The organism is Ochrobactrum sp. PL_is501 (genome assembly GCF_055816895.1).
In genome coordinates, this window is record NZ_JBVPGR010000038.1 from 207,463 (window position 1) to 223,196 (window position 15,734).

General features: G+C 58.4%; 13 protein-coding genes. 8 read left to right on the top strand and 5 right to left on the bottom strand.

The genetic code is table 11. The features are described from left to right. Positions 1–141: 141 nt before the first annotated feature. Positions 142–852 carry a FadR/GntR family transcriptional regulator gene (locus AC0TOF_RS18235; protein ID WP_473769283.1) on the bottom strand — a complete coding sequence of 237 codons (711 nt, stop codon included), beginning with the start codon at positions 850–852 and terminating at the stop codon, positions 142–144. Between the two features lie 151 nt (positions 853–1,003). After that, the gene (locus AC0TOF_RS18240; RefSeq protein WP_235925425.1) at positions 1,004–1,246 is read right to left on the bottom strand and encodes a hypothetical protein; all 243 of its coding nucleotides are present in this window, start codon (positions 1,244–1,246) and stop codon (positions 1,004–1,006) included. 441 nt (positions 1,247–1,687) lie between these two features. On the opposite strand from AC0TOF_RS18240, the gene AC0TOF_RS18245 reads away from it, so the two are divergent. The 5 genes from AC0TOF_RS18245 to AC0TOF_RS18265 all read left to right on the top strand — a co-directional run bounded on the left by AC0TOF_RS18245 (position 1,688) and on the right by AC0TOF_RS18265 (position 7,568). Continuing rightward, on the top strand, positions 1,688–3,211 hold the full coding sequence (locus AC0TOF_RS18245; RefSeq protein ID WP_473769284.1) for a sugar ABC transporter ATP-binding protein: 1,524 nt from the start codon (positions 1,688–1,690) through the stop codon (positions 3,209–3,211). A gap of 21 nt (positions 3,212–3,232) precedes the next feature. Continuing rightward, complete coding sequence (locus tag AC0TOF_RS18250; protein ID WP_473769285.1) at positions 3,233–4,234, top strand: ABC transporter permease; 1,002 nt, start codon at positions 3,233–3,235, stop codon at positions 4,232–4,234. 81 nt (positions 4,235–4,315) lie between these two features. Next, the gene (locus AC0TOF_RS18255) at positions 4,316–5,278 is read left to right on the top strand and encodes a substrate-binding domain-containing protein (protein WP_162792626.1); all 963 of its coding nucleotides are present in this window, start codon (positions 4,316–4,318) and stop codon (positions 5,276–5,278) included. Between the two features lie 57 nt (positions 5,279–5,335). After that, entirely contained in the window at positions 5,336–6,388 is a 1,053-nt protein-coding gene (locus tag AC0TOF_RS18260; protein WP_473769286.1) for a sugar phosphate isomerase/epimerase family protein, read from the top strand. A gap of 7 nt (positions 6,389–6,395) precedes the next feature. Next, positions 6,396–7,568 (top strand): Gfo/Idh/MocA family protein, encoded by a 1,173-nt coding sequence (locus AC0TOF_RS18265; protein WP_473769287.1) that lies wholly within the window; start codon positions 6,396–6,398, stop codon positions 7,566–7,568. A gap of 65 nt (positions 7,569–7,633) precedes the next feature. Here AC0TOF_RS18265 and xylA read toward each other — a convergent pair whose 3' ends face one another. Genes xylA through AC0TOF_RS18280 form a run of 3 tightly spaced genes read right to left on the bottom strand, consistent with a single transcriptional unit; the run spans position 7,634 to position 11,529 of the window. Next, positions 7,634–8,941, bottom strand: coding sequence for a xylose isomerase (gene xylA, locus AC0TOF_RS18270; RefSeq protein WP_473769288.1), 1,308 nt, complete (start codon positions 8,939–8,941; stop codon positions 7,634–7,636). Positions 8,942–8,989: 48 nt separating this feature from the next. Continuing rightward, entirely contained in the window at positions 8,990–10,447 is a 1,458-nt protein-coding gene (gene xylB / locus AC0TOF_RS18275) for a xylulokinase (RefSeq protein ID WP_473769289.1), read from the bottom strand. Between the two features lie 50 nt (positions 10,448–10,497). Further along, positions 10,498–11,529, bottom strand: coding sequence for a LacI family DNA-binding transcriptional regulator (locus tag AC0TOF_RS18280; protein ID WP_473769290.1), 1,032 nt, complete (start codon positions 11,527–11,529; stop codon positions 10,498–10,500). Positions 11,530–11,822: 293 nt separating this feature from the next. On the opposite strand from AC0TOF_RS18280, the gene xylF reads away from it, so the two are divergent. The 3 genes from xylF (at position 11,823) to AC0TOF_RS18295 (ending at position 15,720) form a co-directional block, all read left to right on the top strand. Then, positions 11,823–12,842: a D-xylose ABC transporter substrate-binding protein gene (gene xylF, locus AC0TOF_RS18285; protein ID WP_473769291.1), complete on the top strand. Its 1,020-nt coding sequence runs from the start codon at positions 11,823–11,825 to the stop codon at positions 12,840–12,842. Between the two features lie 144 nt (positions 12,843–12,986). Continuing rightward, complete coding sequence (locus AC0TOF_RS18290; RefSeq protein ID WP_473769292.1) at positions 12,987–14,522, top strand: xylose ABC transporter ATP-binding protein; 1,536 nt, start codon at positions 12,987–12,989, stop codon at positions 14,520–14,522. A 28-nt stretch (positions 14,523–14,550) separates the two neighbouring features. Beyond that, positions 14,551–15,720 (top strand): sugar ABC transporter permease, encoded by a 1,170-nt coding sequence (locus AC0TOF_RS18295; protein ID WP_473769293.1) that lies wholly within the window; start codon positions 14,551–14,553, stop codon positions 15,718–15,720. The last annotated feature ends 14 nt before the right edge of the window (positions 15,721–15,734 follow it).

The window sequence follows — 15,734 nt, forward strand, 5'->3', positions numbered from 1 at the left end:
CACGGAATCTATCGGCGACGAAAAATTCAGTGGGAAGAAAGCTTTATCGGCATTTGCTGAAACGACACGAAAGTGGCGTTACGGTCAGGATCGACGCGAATGGCAGGCTTCGATCCTGTGGAAAAATTAGTAGTCCTGACCCTAGCTGATCTCATCCTTGCCGATGATCGTCGTTACAGCCGTCCGGACCTTGCTCAGATGCGCTTCCATGGCAGTGCGGGCTTCGGCTTCCAACCCGGCCTCGATGGCCTCCGCGATACGGCGATGCTCGACATTCGATGCTTCGCGTCGGCCCGACATCACATTGACCAGCTCGGACTGCTGGATCAGCGCCTCGCGGGCATCCGCCACGATCTTGGTGAAGACTGCATTTCCGGAGGCTTCGGCAATGGCGCAGTGAAACTCTGAATCGAGCAGTTCCCATTTCTGCGGGTCCGTCTGGCGATCCATCTTGTCGCAAAGCTCAAGCAGATGGGCGAGTTGCCCGGCGTTGCGCCGCAGCGCAGCCCAGCCCGCCGCTGGCACTTCAATGAAGGGACGCGCCTCGATCAGATCACGGGCCGAGTAACCGCCGTAACTGAGCTCGCTCGCCGGGGATATATTGAGAACATAGGTGCCGCTGCCTGTGCGGGTCTGCGTGAGGCCCAGCGTCTGCAATGACCGCAGCGCCTCGCGCACGATGGGACGGCTGACACCGAAACGGCCAGCAAGTTGAGCTTCGGAGGGCAGGCGGGTTCCAACGGCAAGACGGCCGGACGTGATGGCCGAGCGAATATCGTCGAACACGACTTCCGCCGCGTTCTTGCGTGTGATCGGTTGGGTGTCCGATAGCCAATCAGCCAGTTCGCTCATGTCCAAACCTCCGTCAATCGCCTCGCTCCTGTCAAGCAGCTAGGCAATTTCCAGAAGGATATCAATCCCAAACCGGCCCTGAAAGGCGAGATGGGCGGACGCAAAATGCCCTGCGGTCCGGCTGGATCGCAGGGCTTATATCTGGAAAATATCAGGCAGCGGTGGCTGCTGTATTCAACTTGTTGGCCGAAAGGATGCTGATAAACGCGGCACCGTAAGCCGTGAGCGGCGCCATCTTTGCAAGTGCGCTCGCAATGGCGTCGTGGTGGCTCAATTCTTCCTCGGAATCGTGGCGGAAGGAAACGCAAACAGTTTCGCCATCTTCACCGATGAATTCGACCTGATAGGAATTTTCTGTGCCGCACCTTTTGACCAGAGCATCGACGATTTGCATGCAATTATTCTCCTTCCGAGCCGCATGAACGCGCTGTGGAGGATATGGTTCCATAAAATTTTATCTTTTTGCCTGCCCCTTACTTCCCTCATGACAGACGGGCTGCACCCCAGCGCCGCTGCGAAAGCGAGGGCGAGCATGACGAAAGTAAATTCGACAACCGCCGTCCATCCGTCGGCAATCCAGAAATAGCCGCCTGCCGCACCGGCGATGCTGGAACCCAGATAATAGGCGAACAGATAGAATGACGAGGCATGTCCAAAGATGGATGATGTGAGAGAACGCATATATTTTGCTTTACGTACCTCAAAACGAAAGCTAATCTTTTATTCGTGACGCTTTGGGAGGAGTTCACGTGCAGCCAGAAATATCGGCGAAAACACCGGGAAAAAGTGTGCTCAGGAAGCGTCAGACGCTGCGGCTCGCCATGGGCGGTTGCCTATGAGTGGGCCTGAAAAAGATGGCAGGCCTGCGCTGCTGGAAGCCGTATCGCTATCCAAATCATTCGGTCCTGTTCAGGTTCTGAAGAATATTGACCTGCGCATTTTCGGCGGCGAAGTCCATGCGATCATCGGCGAGAACGGTGCCGGAAAATCAACGCTGATGAAACTCCTGGCGGGCAATGAGCGCCCGACCAGCGGAGAAATCCGCATCGACGGCAAGCCGGTGTCCTTTTTGGGGCCGGTTGAGGCCGAAGCACAGGGCATCGTGCTCGTGCATCAGGAAATCCTGCTCGCCCCCGATCTGACCGTCGCACAGAACATCTATCTTGGCCGTGAGCTTCACCGGGGCTTGGTCGTCGACGACAAGTCGATGCGAGAGGGTGCGCGCAAGGCCATCCGTGATCTTGGCGCCGATATCGACCCCGATGCGGTTGTGGGTTCCCTGTCGATTGCGCAGCGCCAGCTCGTTCAGATCGCCCGCGTGCTGCTGGTGCCACATCGTGTGGTGATTTTCGACGAGCCGACTGCTTCGCTGACGCCGTTCGAGACGGAAGCATTGTTGAAAGTCATTCGCGACATTCGCGCGAAGGGCGTTGCGGTGCTCTACATCTCGCACCGCCTGCCGGAAGTGAAGGAAATATCCGATCGTGTGACCGTGCTTCGTGACGGCAAGCTCGTGTCTGCGCATCTGGCTTCGGAATTGCAGCCATCTGATATGGCGCGGCTGATGGTTGGCCGCGATGTCGCAAAACTCTATCCTGACCGCGCAAGCCAGTATGACAACGCTGCCATTCTGGAAATCGAGAACTTCAGCGTGCCAGGTTACGTGCAGAATGCGAGCTTTTACCTGAACCGTGGCGAAATACTTGGTTTTGCCGGTCTGGTCGGCGCGGGCCGCACGGAACTGATGGAGGGCATCGTCGGCCTGCGGCCCGGCAAAGGCGATGCGCGCCACAATGGAAAGCCGGTTCACTTCCGCAACGCGCATGAAAGCCAGAAGGCGGGGATTGTTTATCTCAGCGAGGACCGGAAGGGCAAAGGGCTGCTGCTGACCAAGGACCTGGGCGTCAACCTGACGCTTGCTTCGCTGAAGAAATTCGTGAGCGGTTTGCAGATCAATCGCGACCGGGAACGCACCGCACTCGATGATGCGATCCGCGAGTTTGATATTCGTACTGGCCGCAAGGACATTCTTGCGGGCCAGCTTTCCGGCGGCAACCAGCAGAAGCTCTTGCTCGCCAAGATGATGATGCTCGATCCGTCCATCGTCATCATTGATGAACCGACACGCGGCATCGATGTCGGCACGAAGGAGCAAATCTACCAGTTCATCGCCAATCTGGCCGATGAGGGGAAATCGATCATCGTCGTTTCGTCGGAAATGCCGGAACTGATCGGTATCTGCGACCGCATCGTCGTGATGCGGGAAGGGCGGATTGCCGGTGAGGTATCCGGCGACCGCATGACGGAACATGATATCGTCGTGCTTGCAACCGGCGTTGAAGCCGAAAATGCCGCATAAAAACAATAAAGTGGGAAATAGATGACACAGGTTGCGACCGATAAAAGCAGAATGCCGAGGACGTCCAAGGATTGGGATCTGCGGGCGATTGCGCCTTTTGTGGCGCTTGCCCTGCTGCTTGTTCTGGGTACAATTGCCAACCCGAATTTCATCAGCATCGACAATCTTCTCAATGTCGCAACGCGCAGTGCATTCATCGCCATTATCGCGCTTGGCGCAACTTACGTGATTTCATCCGGCGGGCTTGATCTGTCGGTGGGCGCGATGGTGGCGTTCGTCGCCAGTATCATGATCCTTTTCATGAATAGCGGGGTGATTGCCGATCCGGTAATGATGTTGATCGCCGCTGTTATGCTGGCGCTGATCGTCGGTGCAGCCTGCGGCCTGTTGAACGGCCTGATAACGACGGTTGGCGGCATTGAGCCATTTATCGCCACGCTGGGTACGATGGGTATCTATCGCGGTCTCACGACATGGCTGTCGCAGGGGGGCGCGATCACCTTGCGCAATCCTGATATTCAGGCGCTTTATCGTCCCGCCTATTTCGGTTCCGTGCTTGGAGTGCCCGTACCGGTTATCGTGATTTTCGTGACGGCGGCGCTCGCGGCATTCGTCCTTTATCGGACACGCTATGGCCGCCATGTCATTGCGGTAGGATCGAACGAAGACGTGGCGCGCTATTCCGGCATTTCAGTCAAGAAGGTGCGCACCATTGCTTTCGTTATCCAAGGGCTTTGCGTCGCTGTCGCCGTGCTCCTCTATGTCCCGCGCCTTGGTTCCACTTCTGCCACCACAGGCCTGATGTGGGAATTGCAGGCGATCACGGCAGTCGTTGTTGGCGGCACGGCGCTGCGCGGCGGCGTCGGTCGCGTATGGGGCACGATCTGCGGCGCATTCATACTGGAAATCATCGGAAATATCATGCTGCTGTCGAGTTTCGTCAGCGAATATCTGCTGGGAGCCATTCAGGGCGCGATTATCATTATCGCGATGCTGGTGCAGCGCTCGCTGGCGCGAAGATAGGTTTTGGAGATTGGCGGGATTGGTGGGGCGATTCCAGCCAGAGAGGAATGAGAGCCCCGCGTTTATACTGGGAGGAAGACTATGCGAGGGAATTTGATGAAGCTTGCTTTCGCCGCTCTGACGGCGGGTGCGCTCGCCTTTGGCGGCGCGGCAAGTGCGCAGGACAAGAAAGTGACGATTGGCGTGTCGATCCCGGCGGCCGATCACGGCTGGACGGCGGGCGTCGTCTATCACGCCGAACGCGTGGCGAAGCTCCTGATGGAAGAACATCCGGGCCTCAACGTCATCGTCAAGACGTCGCCCGATGCGGCATCGCAGGCCAATGCGTTGCAGGATCTGGCCGTACAGGGCCTCGACGGGCTGGTCGTTCTGCCAACCGATCCTGATCCGCTCGTCAACGCCATCAAGGAGATCAAGGACAAGGGAACTTTTGTCGCTCTGGTCGACCGCGCGCCGAGCAGCAACGACAATACCATCCGTGATCTCTACGTGGCCGGCAACAACCCGGCGCTCGGACAGGTGGCTGGCGAATATATCAAGAAGACCACGCCCGATGCACAGGTCGTTGTCATTCGCGGCCTGCCAATCCCGATCGACCAGCAGCGTCAGGATGGTTTCGACAAGGGCATCGAAGGCTCCAACGTGAAGGTTCTGGACCGCCAGTATGGCAACTGGAACCGCGACGATGCCTTCCGCGTCATGCAGGACTTCCTGACCAAATATCCGAAGATCGATGTGGTCTGGTGCCAGGATGACGATATGGCTGTTGGCGTTCTGGAAGCCATCAAGCAGGCGAACCGCAGCGACATTCAGTACGTCGTGGGCGGAGCTGGCTCCAAGGACATGATCAAGAAGGTCATGGATGGCGACAAGCTGGTGCCGGTCGATGTTCTCTATCCGCCAGCGATGGTTTCGACGGCAATGCAGCTTGCCGCTGGTCATTTCTACGATCAGATTCCGGTGAGCGGCAATTACATCCTCGACGCGACGCTCGTCACGAAGGATAACGCCAAGGACTTCTATTTCCCGGATTCGCCATTCTGATCACGGTTCGGCGCGCCTCGTCAGAGGCGCGCCTTAATTCATTCTGGAGGATTTTCGATGAAGACGATCAAGGGGCCGGGCATTTTTCTCGGGCAGTTCGCAGGCGATGAAGCGCCGTTCAACACATGGGATGGCATCACCAAATGGGCTGCCGAAAAGGGCTATGTTGGGGTGCAGGTTCCCACATGGGCGAGCCAACTGATCGATCTGAAAAAGGCTTCTGAATCCAAGGATTATTGCGACGAATTCGCAGGTGTGGCACGCCAGAACGGTGTCGAAGTCACGGAGCTTTCGACCCATTTGCAGGGCCAGCTCGTTGCGGTGCACCCGGCCTATGACGAAGCGTTTGAAGGTTTCGCCGTGCCGGAAGTGCGCGGCAACCCAAAAGCGCGCCAGCAATGGGCGGTCGAGCAGGTAAAGATGGCGATCCGCGCCTCACGCAATCTGGGCATCGGCGCGCATGCCACCTTCTCCGGGGCGTTGGCCTGGCCATTCATCTATCCATGGCCGCAGCGTCCTGCCGGTCTGGTGGAAACGGCGTTTGAAGAACTGGCACGACGCTGGAAGCCGATCCTCGATCATGCCGAGGACCATGGCGTCGATATCTGCTATGAAATCCATCCGGGCGAAGACTTGCACGACGGCGTGACCTTTGAGATGTTTCTGGAGCAGGTCAAAAATCACCCGCGGGCCAATATGCTCTACGACCCGTCGCATTATGTCCTGCAATGCCTCGATTATCTGGACAATATCGACATTTACAAGGACCGCATCAAGATGTTTCACGTCAAGGATGCGGAGTTCAATCCGACCGGGCGGCAGGGCGTCTATGGCGGCTATCAGGGCTGGGTGAACCGCGCGGGCCGCTTCCGTTCGCTGGGCGACGGTCAGGTTGATTTCGGTGCGGTATTCTCCAAGATGGCCGCGAACGATTTTGACGGCTGGGCCGTAGTCGAATGGGAATGTGCGCTGAAGCACCCGGAAGATGGTGCGCGCGAAGGCGCTGAATTCGTGAAGGCGCATATCATCCGTGTCACCGACAAGGCGTTCGATGATTTCGCCTCCGGCGGCACCGATGACGCCGCCAACCGACGCATGCTTGGATTATGAGGACGCAATGACCATCGAAGCTAAAACCAAGGAAACCGCTGTTCCACGCATTCGCCTCGGCATGGTGGGCGGCGGCGCAGGTGCATTTATCGGCGGCGTTCATCGCATGGCGGCACGGCTCGACAATCGGTTCGAATTGGTGGCTGGCGCCTTGTCGTCATCAGCGGAAAAGGCGCAGGCCTCGGGGCGTGAACTGGGGCTGGCCGAAGATCGCATCTATTCCAGCTACAAGGACATGGCCATTCGCGAGGCGCGCCTGAAAAACGGGATCGAAGCCGTTTCTATCGTGACGCCGAACCACGTTCACTACGAAGCTGCCAAGGAGTTTTTGCGACGCGGCATCCATGTCATCTGCGACAAGCCGCTGACCTCGACCCTTGCCGATGCAAAGAAGCTGAAAAAGGTCGCCGATGAAAGCGGAGCCCTGTTCGTCCTGACGCATAATTACACCGGCTATCCGATGGTGCGACAGGCGCGCGAGATGATCGCCAATGGCGATCTTGGCGATCTTCGCGTGGTACAGGTGGAATATGCGCAGGACTGGCTCACAGAAGCGGTAGAGGCAACAGGTGCCAAGGGCGCCGTCTGGCGTACCGATCCGGCGCAATCGGGACTGGGCGGCGCAACCGGCGATATCGGAACGCATGCCTTCAATCTCGCCTCCTTCGTGACCGGTCTCGCGCTCGACAGCCTTGCTGCCGATCTCGACAGTTTTGTCGAGGGGCGTCGTCTCGACGACAACGCGCATGTGATGCTGCGTTTTGAAGGGGGTGCCAAGGGCATGCTCTGGTGCAGCCAGGTTGCGCCCGGCAATGAAAATGCGCTGCGCCTGCGCGTCTACGGCACAAAGGGCGGCATCGAATGGGCGCAGGAAGACCCGAACTATCTCTGGTTCACGCCTTTCGGCGAGCAGAAGCGGCTCATCACGCGGGGCGGTGCCGGTGTGGGGTCCGCTGCCGCGCGCGTGACCCGCGTACCGGCGGGACACCCCGAGGGCTATCTGGAGGCTTTCGCCACGATCTATTCGGAAGCCGCCAATGCCATTGAGGCCCATCGCAACGGCAAGAAGCCGGATAGCGCTGTGATCTATCCAACCGTCGATGACGGCTTGAAGGGCGTCGCTTTCATTGATGCCTGCGTGCGCTCGTCACAGAAAAACGGTGGCTGGGTCAAGCTTTAGAAATCGATATGGAATAGAAGAAAGGGCGCGAGTGGCGCCCTTTTTATTATCGCCGCTTTGCCGGTTCAGACATACCGATTGACGACGTTTTCGAGATATTCCTGACGGCCGGATTTCGGCTGCGGATTGATATCCTTCGCTTCCACTTCGGCTGTAATCTGATCGAGCGAGAGGCCGGTCAGAAGCTTCTTGCCGAAGTCGCCGTTCCAGCCTGCATAACGCTCATCGAGCGGCTTGGACAGAGCGCCATCTTCGAGCATTCCGGCGGCTGCCTTCAGCCCGCGCGCGCAGCAATCCATGCCGCCGATATGGCCGATCAGCAAATCCTGCGGATCGAGCGACTGACGGCGCAGCTTGGCGTCGAAATTGGTGCCGCCGGTCGTGAAGCCGCCTGCAAGCAGGACCTGATAATAGGCAAGCGCCATTTCCGGCACATTGTTCGGGAATTGGTCCGTGTCCCAGCCGGATTGATAGTCATTGCGGTTCATGTCGATGGAACCGAAAATGCCAAGCGCGCGGGCAAGCGCAAGTTCATGCTCGAAGGAATGACCGGCGAGAATGGCGTGGCCCTGCTCGATATTGAGCTTCACCTCGTTTTCGAGGCCGTAGCGCTTCAGGAAACCGTAGACCGTCGCGACATCGTAATCATATTGATGCTTGGTCGGTTCCTGCGGCTTCGGTTCGATCAGGATCGTGCCCTTGAAGCCGATCTTGTGCTTGTATTCCACCACCAGATTGAGGAAGCGGCCCATCTGATCAAGCTCGCGGCCAAGATCGGTGTTGAGCAGCGTTTCATAGCCTTCGCGACCGCCCCACAGCACATAGTTCTCGCCGCCGAGCCGTTTGGTCGCATCAATGCAGCTTTTCACGGTCGCGGCGGCAAAGGCGAACACGTCCGGATCGGGATTGGTTGCAGCGCCCGCCATATAGCGGCGGTTGGAGAAAAGGTTGGCGGTGCCCCAGAGAAGCTTTACGCCGGTTTCGGCCTGCTTCTTCTCGAATATGTCGACGATCTCGTTCAGATAGCGCGTATTTTCCGCAAAGTTGCGTCCCTCTGGCCGCACATCGGCATCGTGGAAGCAATAATAGGGCGCGCCGAGCAGGGAGAAAAACTCGAAAGCCACGTCAGCCTTGAGTTTTGCCGCATCCAGCTCGTTCGAATACCATGGGCGGTCGAAGGTGCGACCACCGAAAGGATCGCCACCCTCCCAGGCAAAGCTGTGCCAGTAGGCGACCGCGAAGCGCAGATGGTCTTCCATGCGCTTGCCCAGCACGATTTCATCCGGATTGTAGTGTCGGAACGCCAGCGGGTTGTCGCTGTCCGGCCCCTCATATTTAACCTTTTGAATGTCGCCGAAAAATCCGGTGCTCATTATGTCCTCCCGTTCGAATGACGTTCATGTCTGATTGTGGCGGCAGCATCACGAACCGGCGAGGGCGTGAAGTGCCGGATAAAGGGCGTGATAGCGCTGATAGGCTTCTTCATAGGCCGGGAGCAGGGCCGCTTCCGGCTCTATGGTCCGCTCCGTGCGCGGCGGTGTGCAGACAGCCAGCGGATCAACGCCGGTAGCGGCGATGAGACCCAGTCGCGCGGCGCCAAAAGCCCCGCCGAAATCGCCTTCTTCCGGCAAGGCAATCGGCACATTCAAGGCGGTCGCGATTGCCTTCACCCAATAGGTGGAGCGGGAGCCGCCGCCGACGGCGGTGAGCGACCTGATTTCCGTTCCTGCCGATTGCAGTGCGGCGAGGTTGTCGCGGATCGCGAAGGCGACGCCTTCCAACACGGCCTGCGTCAATGCGCGCTGATCGGATTCATGTTCCAGACCGGAAAACACGCCGCGTATCTTCGCATCGTTATAGGGGGTGCGTTCGCCCGAGAGATAGGGCAGGAAGGTCGCGCTGCCCGGCGCATGCAGCGTGTCGCCGAGTGCCTTGTCGAGTTCATGGGCCGTTTTGCCGACAAGCCGTGCATACCAGTCGAGCGCGCTCGCTGCAGACAGAATGACGCCCATCTGGTGCCAGGTGTCGGGCAGGGCGTGGCAGAAGGCGTGAACCGCGCTTTCCGGCTTCGGCTGATAAGCGCCGTTCGCCGCGAAAAGCACGCCTGATGTGCCGAGCGAAACGAAGGCATGGCCGGGCTTGACCGTACCCATGCCGCAGGCCGAAGCTGCGTTGTCGCCAGCGCCGCCCGCCACGACCGGCTGACCGACGATGCCCCATTCGGCGGCAAGCTCAGCCCGCAGCCTCCCGGTTGCGTCCGTGCCTTCTGCAAGACGCGGCATCTGGTTTTCATCAAGGCCGGTCTTGTCCAGAAGTTCACGCGACCAACGGCGTGCGCCGGTATCGAGCCAGCTCGTGCCTGCTGAATCCGACATATCCGACACATATTCGCCGGTCAGCCAGAGGCGCAGATAGTCCTTCGGCAGCAGCACCTTACGGATACGTGTGAAAATAGCGGGTTCGTTATTGGCAACCCAGACGAGCTTGGGCGCTGTAAAGCCCGGAAAGACGATATTGCCGGTGATGGCGCGAAAGGCCGGATCGGTATCGAGTGCGGCTGCTTCGCGATAGCTGCGCGTATCGTTCCACAGGATGCAGGGACGTAGCACCTGATCCTGTTCGTCCAGCAGGGTAGCGCCATGCATCTGGCCGGACAGGCCGATACCGGCAATCGCCGAAAACTCCTTCGGGTGGGCCACACGCAGACCGTCGATTGCGGTGCGGCAGGCCTTGATCCACTGGGTCGGGTCCTGTTCGCTCCAGCCCGGATGGGGGCGCGAAACGTCCAGTTCGCCATGGGCCGAACCGATCACTGTCTGTCCGTCATCGATCAATAGCGCCTTGACACCCGATGTTCCTAGATCGATCCCGAGATACATATTTGCTCCTGTTGGAAAGGCCCCGTTGGAAAGGCCTTGTCGCCTGCGCTTCAGTCGAAATGCGGCAGGTTGTCTTTGAGAAAAATTTCAATGCGGATGTGTTCCTGACCCGGCACGATCGCCAGACGGTCCGCAGAGGCTTTCAGCACCCGGATGGCGCTGCGGATTTCATGGCCCGCATCCTGCGCCAGCACCGCGTGGATGATGCCATCCGTCAGTGCTTTTGAGGTCACGCTGTCGCGTTCATGCGCAATGACTAGCGGGCGATTGGCACTGTGCTTTGCCAGCGCCTTCACCAGACCGCTATTACCTGCACCGAGGCTGTAAATTCCGGCAATGTCGCTGCGCTCTTCGAGCAGCTTGTCGACAAGCTTTTCCACGCGCGGACCCTCATCGAAGCCCTCCAGTACGGGCAATATCTCGCGGCCCGGAAAATCCGCTTTCATGGCAGCGGTAAAACCGTCGAAACGTTCCTGATGGTCGCGAACCTTCAACGAGCCGGCGACGACCGCAAGCGCACCTTCGGTTCCGTTGGCAAAAAGCCCGAGAAGCCGCGCTGCCGTGCGCCCCGCTGCACCGTTGTCGACGCCGACATAATGCGTCCGCGTGGAATGCCCCAGATCAGATACGAGCGTGACGGCGTGAATGCCATGCTCTCCCAGCCGGGCGCAGGCCTCACGCACCGGATCGGTATCGACTGCCACGAATGCAACGCCATTGGGCTTGCGTTCGGTGCAGTCGTCCAGCGCCGCGACAAGCGCCGCTTCATCGAAGGCGGGTACAAGCACGAGATTGATCAATACACGCTCAGCCAAGGCCCGTTCTGTCGCGGCTTGCAGTTCCGCGCGAAGGCTCAGCATGAAGGTGTTTTCATTGTCCGGCAAAATAAAATCGAACTGATAAAGCCGCCCGCGCGCAAGGTTGGCCGCACCCACATCGCGCACATAGCCAAGCGTGTTCATCGCGGCCATGACCCGCTCGCGGGTCTTTGCTCTTACGCCCGGTCGCTCATTCAAAACACGGTCAACCGTGGCAAGGCTGACGCCCGCTGTTCTGGCTATATCATGGACTGTCGGTTTCATTCTCGCTCCTCGACGCGGACCATAAGATCAAAAATGAGGTACGTAAATCAAAAAATACTTGCTATTCATTTTTCTTCACGTATCAATGGTTCGCGAGGATGGGGCGGTGTGCCTTTGCGCACTGTCCTGATGGAGTGATCTTGGCGCAAAGCGCATTCGGGAGGATCAGCCATTCAAGGAATAAGCAGCTCCAAAGTGGGCTGTTTTGTCGTGCCGAATTCCGGGGGCGGATACGTTCGGGGCGGGCTTTGCAATCAGCCGGCGAAGGCCGGTGGTGTTTGGAGGAGGAGTGCATGAAACGTCGTAATTTTCTGACCGGCGCGCTGGTTGCTGCGGCTTTGGGCATCGGCGCCATGGCGTCGACGCCGGTCCATGCTTCGCCGGAAAATCCGGTTATCGGCTTTTCCATCGACGATCTTCGCGTCGAGCGCTGGGCGCGCGACCGCGACTATTTCATTGAAGCGGCCGAAAAGCTGGGTGCGAAGGTCAATGTGCAATCGGCTGACGGCAACGAGGAAAAGCAGGTCAAGCAGGTTGAAAACCTGATTGCGCAGGGCGTTGACGCCATCGTCATCGTGCCGATGAATTCCAAGGTTTTCGATGCGGTCGTGGCTGACGCCAAAGCTTCGGGCATCAAGGTTCTTTCTTATGATCGCCTGATCCTCAATGCCGATATCGACGCCTATATCTCGTTCGACAATGAGCGCGTTGGCTTCATGCAGGCGGAAGCGGTTCTGAAGGCCAAGCCGGAAGGCAATTATTATCTCCTCGGCGGCTCGCCGACGGATAACAACGCCAAGCTTCTCCGCGCCGGTCAGGAAAAGGCCCTCAAGGAAGCCATCGATTCCGGCAAAGTGAAGGTCGTCGGGTCGCAGTGGGTTAAGGAATGGAGCCCGACCGAAGCGCTCTCCATCATGGAAAACGCCCTGACGGCAGCGCAGAACAAGATTGACGCTGTTGTGGCTTCGAATGACGGCACTGCCGGTGGCGCTATTCAGGCACTTGCAGCGCAAGGACTGGCCGGAAAGACTGCGGTTTCCGGGCAGGATAGTGACCTTGCTGCCGTCAAGCGCCTGATTGATGGCACGCAGACCGTAACGGTCTACAAGCCGCTGAAACTTATTGCTTCGGAAGCGGCAAAGCTGACCGTCCAGATGGTCAAGGGAGAGACGCCGGAATTCAATTCCAAGCTCGACAATGGCGGCAAGCAGGTCGACACGCTTCTGCTGACGCCGACTGCCGTGACCAAGGACAATATCGACATCTACGTTCAGGATGGCTTTTACACCAAGGAGCAGATCTACGGGAAGTAAGCCTTTCCGGCGGTTTTGCCCTGTGCACATAGGCACATAGGGGGCCGGAAGTTTGGGAGTTACTGTCCCGCTTCCGGCCCCTGCTGGATTGTTGAGACTGCTGCTGACAGCGTTGTCCGGCTCAATACTGCAAGGTCATATACGATGTCCGAATATCTTCTGGAGATGCGCAATATCGGTAAGGACTTCAACGGCGTGAAAGCGCTTGATGGTATTTACCTGAAAGTGCGCGCGGGCGAGTGTGTCGGTCTTTGCGGTGAGAACGGCGCTGGCAAATCCACGCTGATGAAAGTGCTTTCCGGCGTCTATCCCCATGGTAGCTGGAGCGGCGAGATTTTCTGGGAAGGCCAGGAACTGAAGGCGACGGGCATTCGCGACACGGAAGCCGCTGGCATCGTCATCATCCATCAGGAACTGATGATGGTGCCGCATCTGTCGGTTGCGGAAAACATCTTTCTGGGATCGGAGCCGACAAGCGGCGGCTTCATCGACTATGACCAGATGAACGCGCGCGCGACGGAACTTCTGGCGCGCCTCAATATTCACGACATCAATGTCGCGCTTCCGGTCTATCACTATCCGGGCGGCAAGCAGCAATTGATCGAGATCGCAAAGGCGATCAACAAGAATGCGAAGCTGCTCATTCTTGACGAACCGACATCGGCGCTGACGGCATCCGAAACGCGCGTCCTTCTGGATCTCATCAAGGACTTCAAGGCGCAGGGCATGGCCTGTGTCTATATCTCCCACAAGCTGGACGAAGTGGCTGAAATCTCCGACACGGTGACGGTTATTCGCGACGGGACACATATCGCGACGAGGCCGATGGCGGAACTCACCACGCCAGCCATCATCACCATGATGGTGGGGCGCGAGATGAAGAACCTGTTTCCGCGCGAACCGCATGATATTGGCGAGGTTATTTTCGAAGCGCGCAATATCAATTGCTGGGACGTGACCAATCCCGACCGCAAGGTGGTTGACAATGTCTCGTTCGCGCTTCGGCGTGGTGAAATCCTCGGCATTGCCGGACTGGTGGGGGCGGGCCGAACGGAACTTGTGTCCAGCCTGTTTGGCGTCTGGCCTGGTGCTCATGATGGGCGGGTGTTCCTTGAAGGCAGGGAACTGAAGATCCGCACGCCGCGCGATGCGGTTCGGCAGGGCATCTGCATGGTGCCGGAGGACCGCAAGAAGGACGGTATCCTGCCCATCATGCCAGTCGGCCATAATATGACGATCTCGGTGCTGGACCGGTTTTCCTTGCGTGGATTGCTCGACAAGGAGGCGGAACTGGCCACGATCCAGCGCGAAATTCTACGCCTCAAGGTCAAGACTGCCGACCCGATGCTGGAAATCGCGTCGCTGTCCGGTGGCAACCAGCAGAAGGCCGTGCTGTCGAAAATGATGTTGCCAGACCCCAAGGTGCTCATTCTCGACGAACCGACGCGGGGTGTCGATGTTGGCGCGAAATATGAAATCTACAAGCTGATCTTCGCGCTGGCGAAACAAGGCGTAGCGGTGCTGATGGTCTCTTCCGAAATGCCGGAAGTTCTGGGCATCAGCGACCGTGTCCTCGTGATCGGCGAGGGCAGGCTGCGCGGCGATTTCCCCAATGAAAATCTCACCCAGGAAGAAGTGCTCGCCGCCGCAATCGGCAAGCCGACAACCAATGCGGCGTAATCCGCAGCAAATCTGACCGGTGCACGACATGACGTTGACAGGCAAAAGCCTCCGAAAATTTCTGGCGGAATACAAGATCGTCGCCCTGTTGATCGTGGTGGCGCTCATCTGGGCCTTGTTTGCGGTCCTGACCTATGATCCGGAGATGGGGCGTTCGCAGTTCCTGACAGCGCGCAATTTTTCCAATCTCCTGCGCCAGATGGCGATTACGGGAATGCTCGCATCGGCGATGGTGTTCGTTATCGTTGCCGGTGAGATAGATCTTTCCGTGGGCGCGTTATTGGGGCTGTTGGGCGGCATTGCCGCTGTCCTCGATGTTCTCCTGGGATGGCCCTTGTGGGCTACGATCAGCACCGTTCTGGTGCTTGGTGTTGCGCTTGGCGCCTTCAATGGCTGGCTGACCGCCTATCTCGGCATACCGTCCTTCATCGTCACGCTTGGCGGACAGCTTGTCTTTCGCGGTATTGTGCTGGGTATCATGGGCGGCGTCACCATCGCGCCGATCTCGTCGGAGTTCAAATATATCGGGCAGGGCTATCTGCCGGGTTGGCTTGGCAATCTCTGTGCCATTGCCTTGTTCGGAGTGCTGATCCTGATGACGTTGCGCACGCGGGCCAGCAAACGCAAGCACAATCTCCAGATGCTTTCATCCGGTATGGAAGTTGCGAGGCTTCTCGGCATCGGTATCCTGATCCTTGGCTTCATCCTGATCCTCAACAGTTATCAGGGCGTGCCGGTTCCGGTCCTGATCCTGCTGGTGATCCTTGGCGTCTTCACCGTTATCGCGAAACAGACGGTTTTTGGCCGCCACATTTATGCGGTCGGCTCCAACACAGAAGCGACCCGTTTTTCCGGCGTGAACGTCAATTTCGTCAAGATGGCGGTCTTCGCGCTGATGGGGCTGATGGCGGCGGTAGCCGGTCTGACGACAACTTCGCGCCTTGCGGCAGGCACACCATCGGCGGGCATGGGCGGCGAGCTCGACGCCATTGCCTCATGCTTCATCGGCGGCACGTCCATGCGCGGCGGCGTCGGCTCCGTGCTTGGCGCACTCGTTGGCGCGCTCATCATGTCGAGCCTCGACAATGGCATGTCCATGCTCGGTGTGGATACGTTCTGGCAGCAGATCATCAAGGGCAGCATTCTTGTTCTTGCTGTCTATCTCGACATCGTCTCTTCCGGCACGCGGCGCGGATAAGCCATGTGGTCCTT

What these genes read in the sequence shown, in the direction of transcription:
- xylA (WP_473769288.1), bottom strand. Translation starts at nt 8,941, where the DNA reads ATGAGCACCGGATTTTTCGGCGACATTCAAAAGGTTAAATATGAGGGG.
- xylB (WP_473769289.1), bottom strand. Translation starts at nt 10,447, where the DNA reads ATGTATCTCGGGATCGATCTAGGAACATCGGGTGTCAAGGCGCTATTG.
- AC0TOF_RS18240 (WP_235925425.1), bottom strand. Translation starts at nt 1,246, where the DNA reads ATGCAAATCGTCGATGCTCTGGTCAAAAGGTGCGGCACAGAAAATTCC.
- AC0TOF_RS18250 (WP_473769285.1), top strand. Translation starts at nt 3,233, where the DNA reads ATGACACAGGTTGCGACCGATAAAAGCAGAATGCCGAGGACGTCCAAG.
- AC0TOF_RS18290 (WP_473769292.1), top strand. Translation starts at nt 12,987, where the DNA reads ATGTCCGAATATCTTCTGGAGATGCGCAATATCGGTAAGGACTTCAAC.
- AC0TOF_RS18260 (WP_473769286.1), top strand. Translation starts at nt 5,336, where the DNA reads ATGAAGACGATCAAGGGGCCGGGCATTTTTCTCGGGCAGTTCGCAGGC.
- AC0TOF_RS18255 (WP_162792626.1), top strand. Translation starts at nt 4,316, where the DNA reads ATGCGAGGGAATTTGATGAAGCTTGCTTTCGCCGCTCTGACGGCGGGT.
- AC0TOF_RS18295 (WP_473769293.1), top strand. Translation starts at nt 14,551, where the DNA reads ATGACGTTGACAGGCAAAAGCCTCCGAAAATTTCTGGCGGAATACAAG.
- AC0TOF_RS18245 (WP_473769284.1), top strand. Translation starts at nt 1,688, where the DNA reads ATGAGTGGGCCTGAAAAAGATGGCAGGCCTGCGCTGCTGGAAGCCGTA.
- AC0TOF_RS18235 (WP_473769283.1), bottom strand. Translation starts at nt 852, where the DNA reads ATGAGCGAACTGGCTGATTGGCTATCGGACACCCAACCGATCACACGC.
- AC0TOF_RS18265 (WP_473769287.1), top strand. Translation starts at nt 6,396, where the DNA reads ATGACCATCGAAGCTAAAACCAAGGAAACCGCTGTTCCACGCATTCGC.
- AC0TOF_RS18280 (WP_473769290.1), bottom strand. Translation starts at nt 11,529, where the DNA reads ATGAAACCGACAGTCCATGATATAGCCAGAACAGCGGGCGTCAGCCTT.
- xylF (WP_473769291.1), top strand. Translation starts at nt 11,823, where the DNA reads ATGAAACGTCGTAATTTTCTGACCGGCGCGCTGGTTGCTGCGGCTTTG.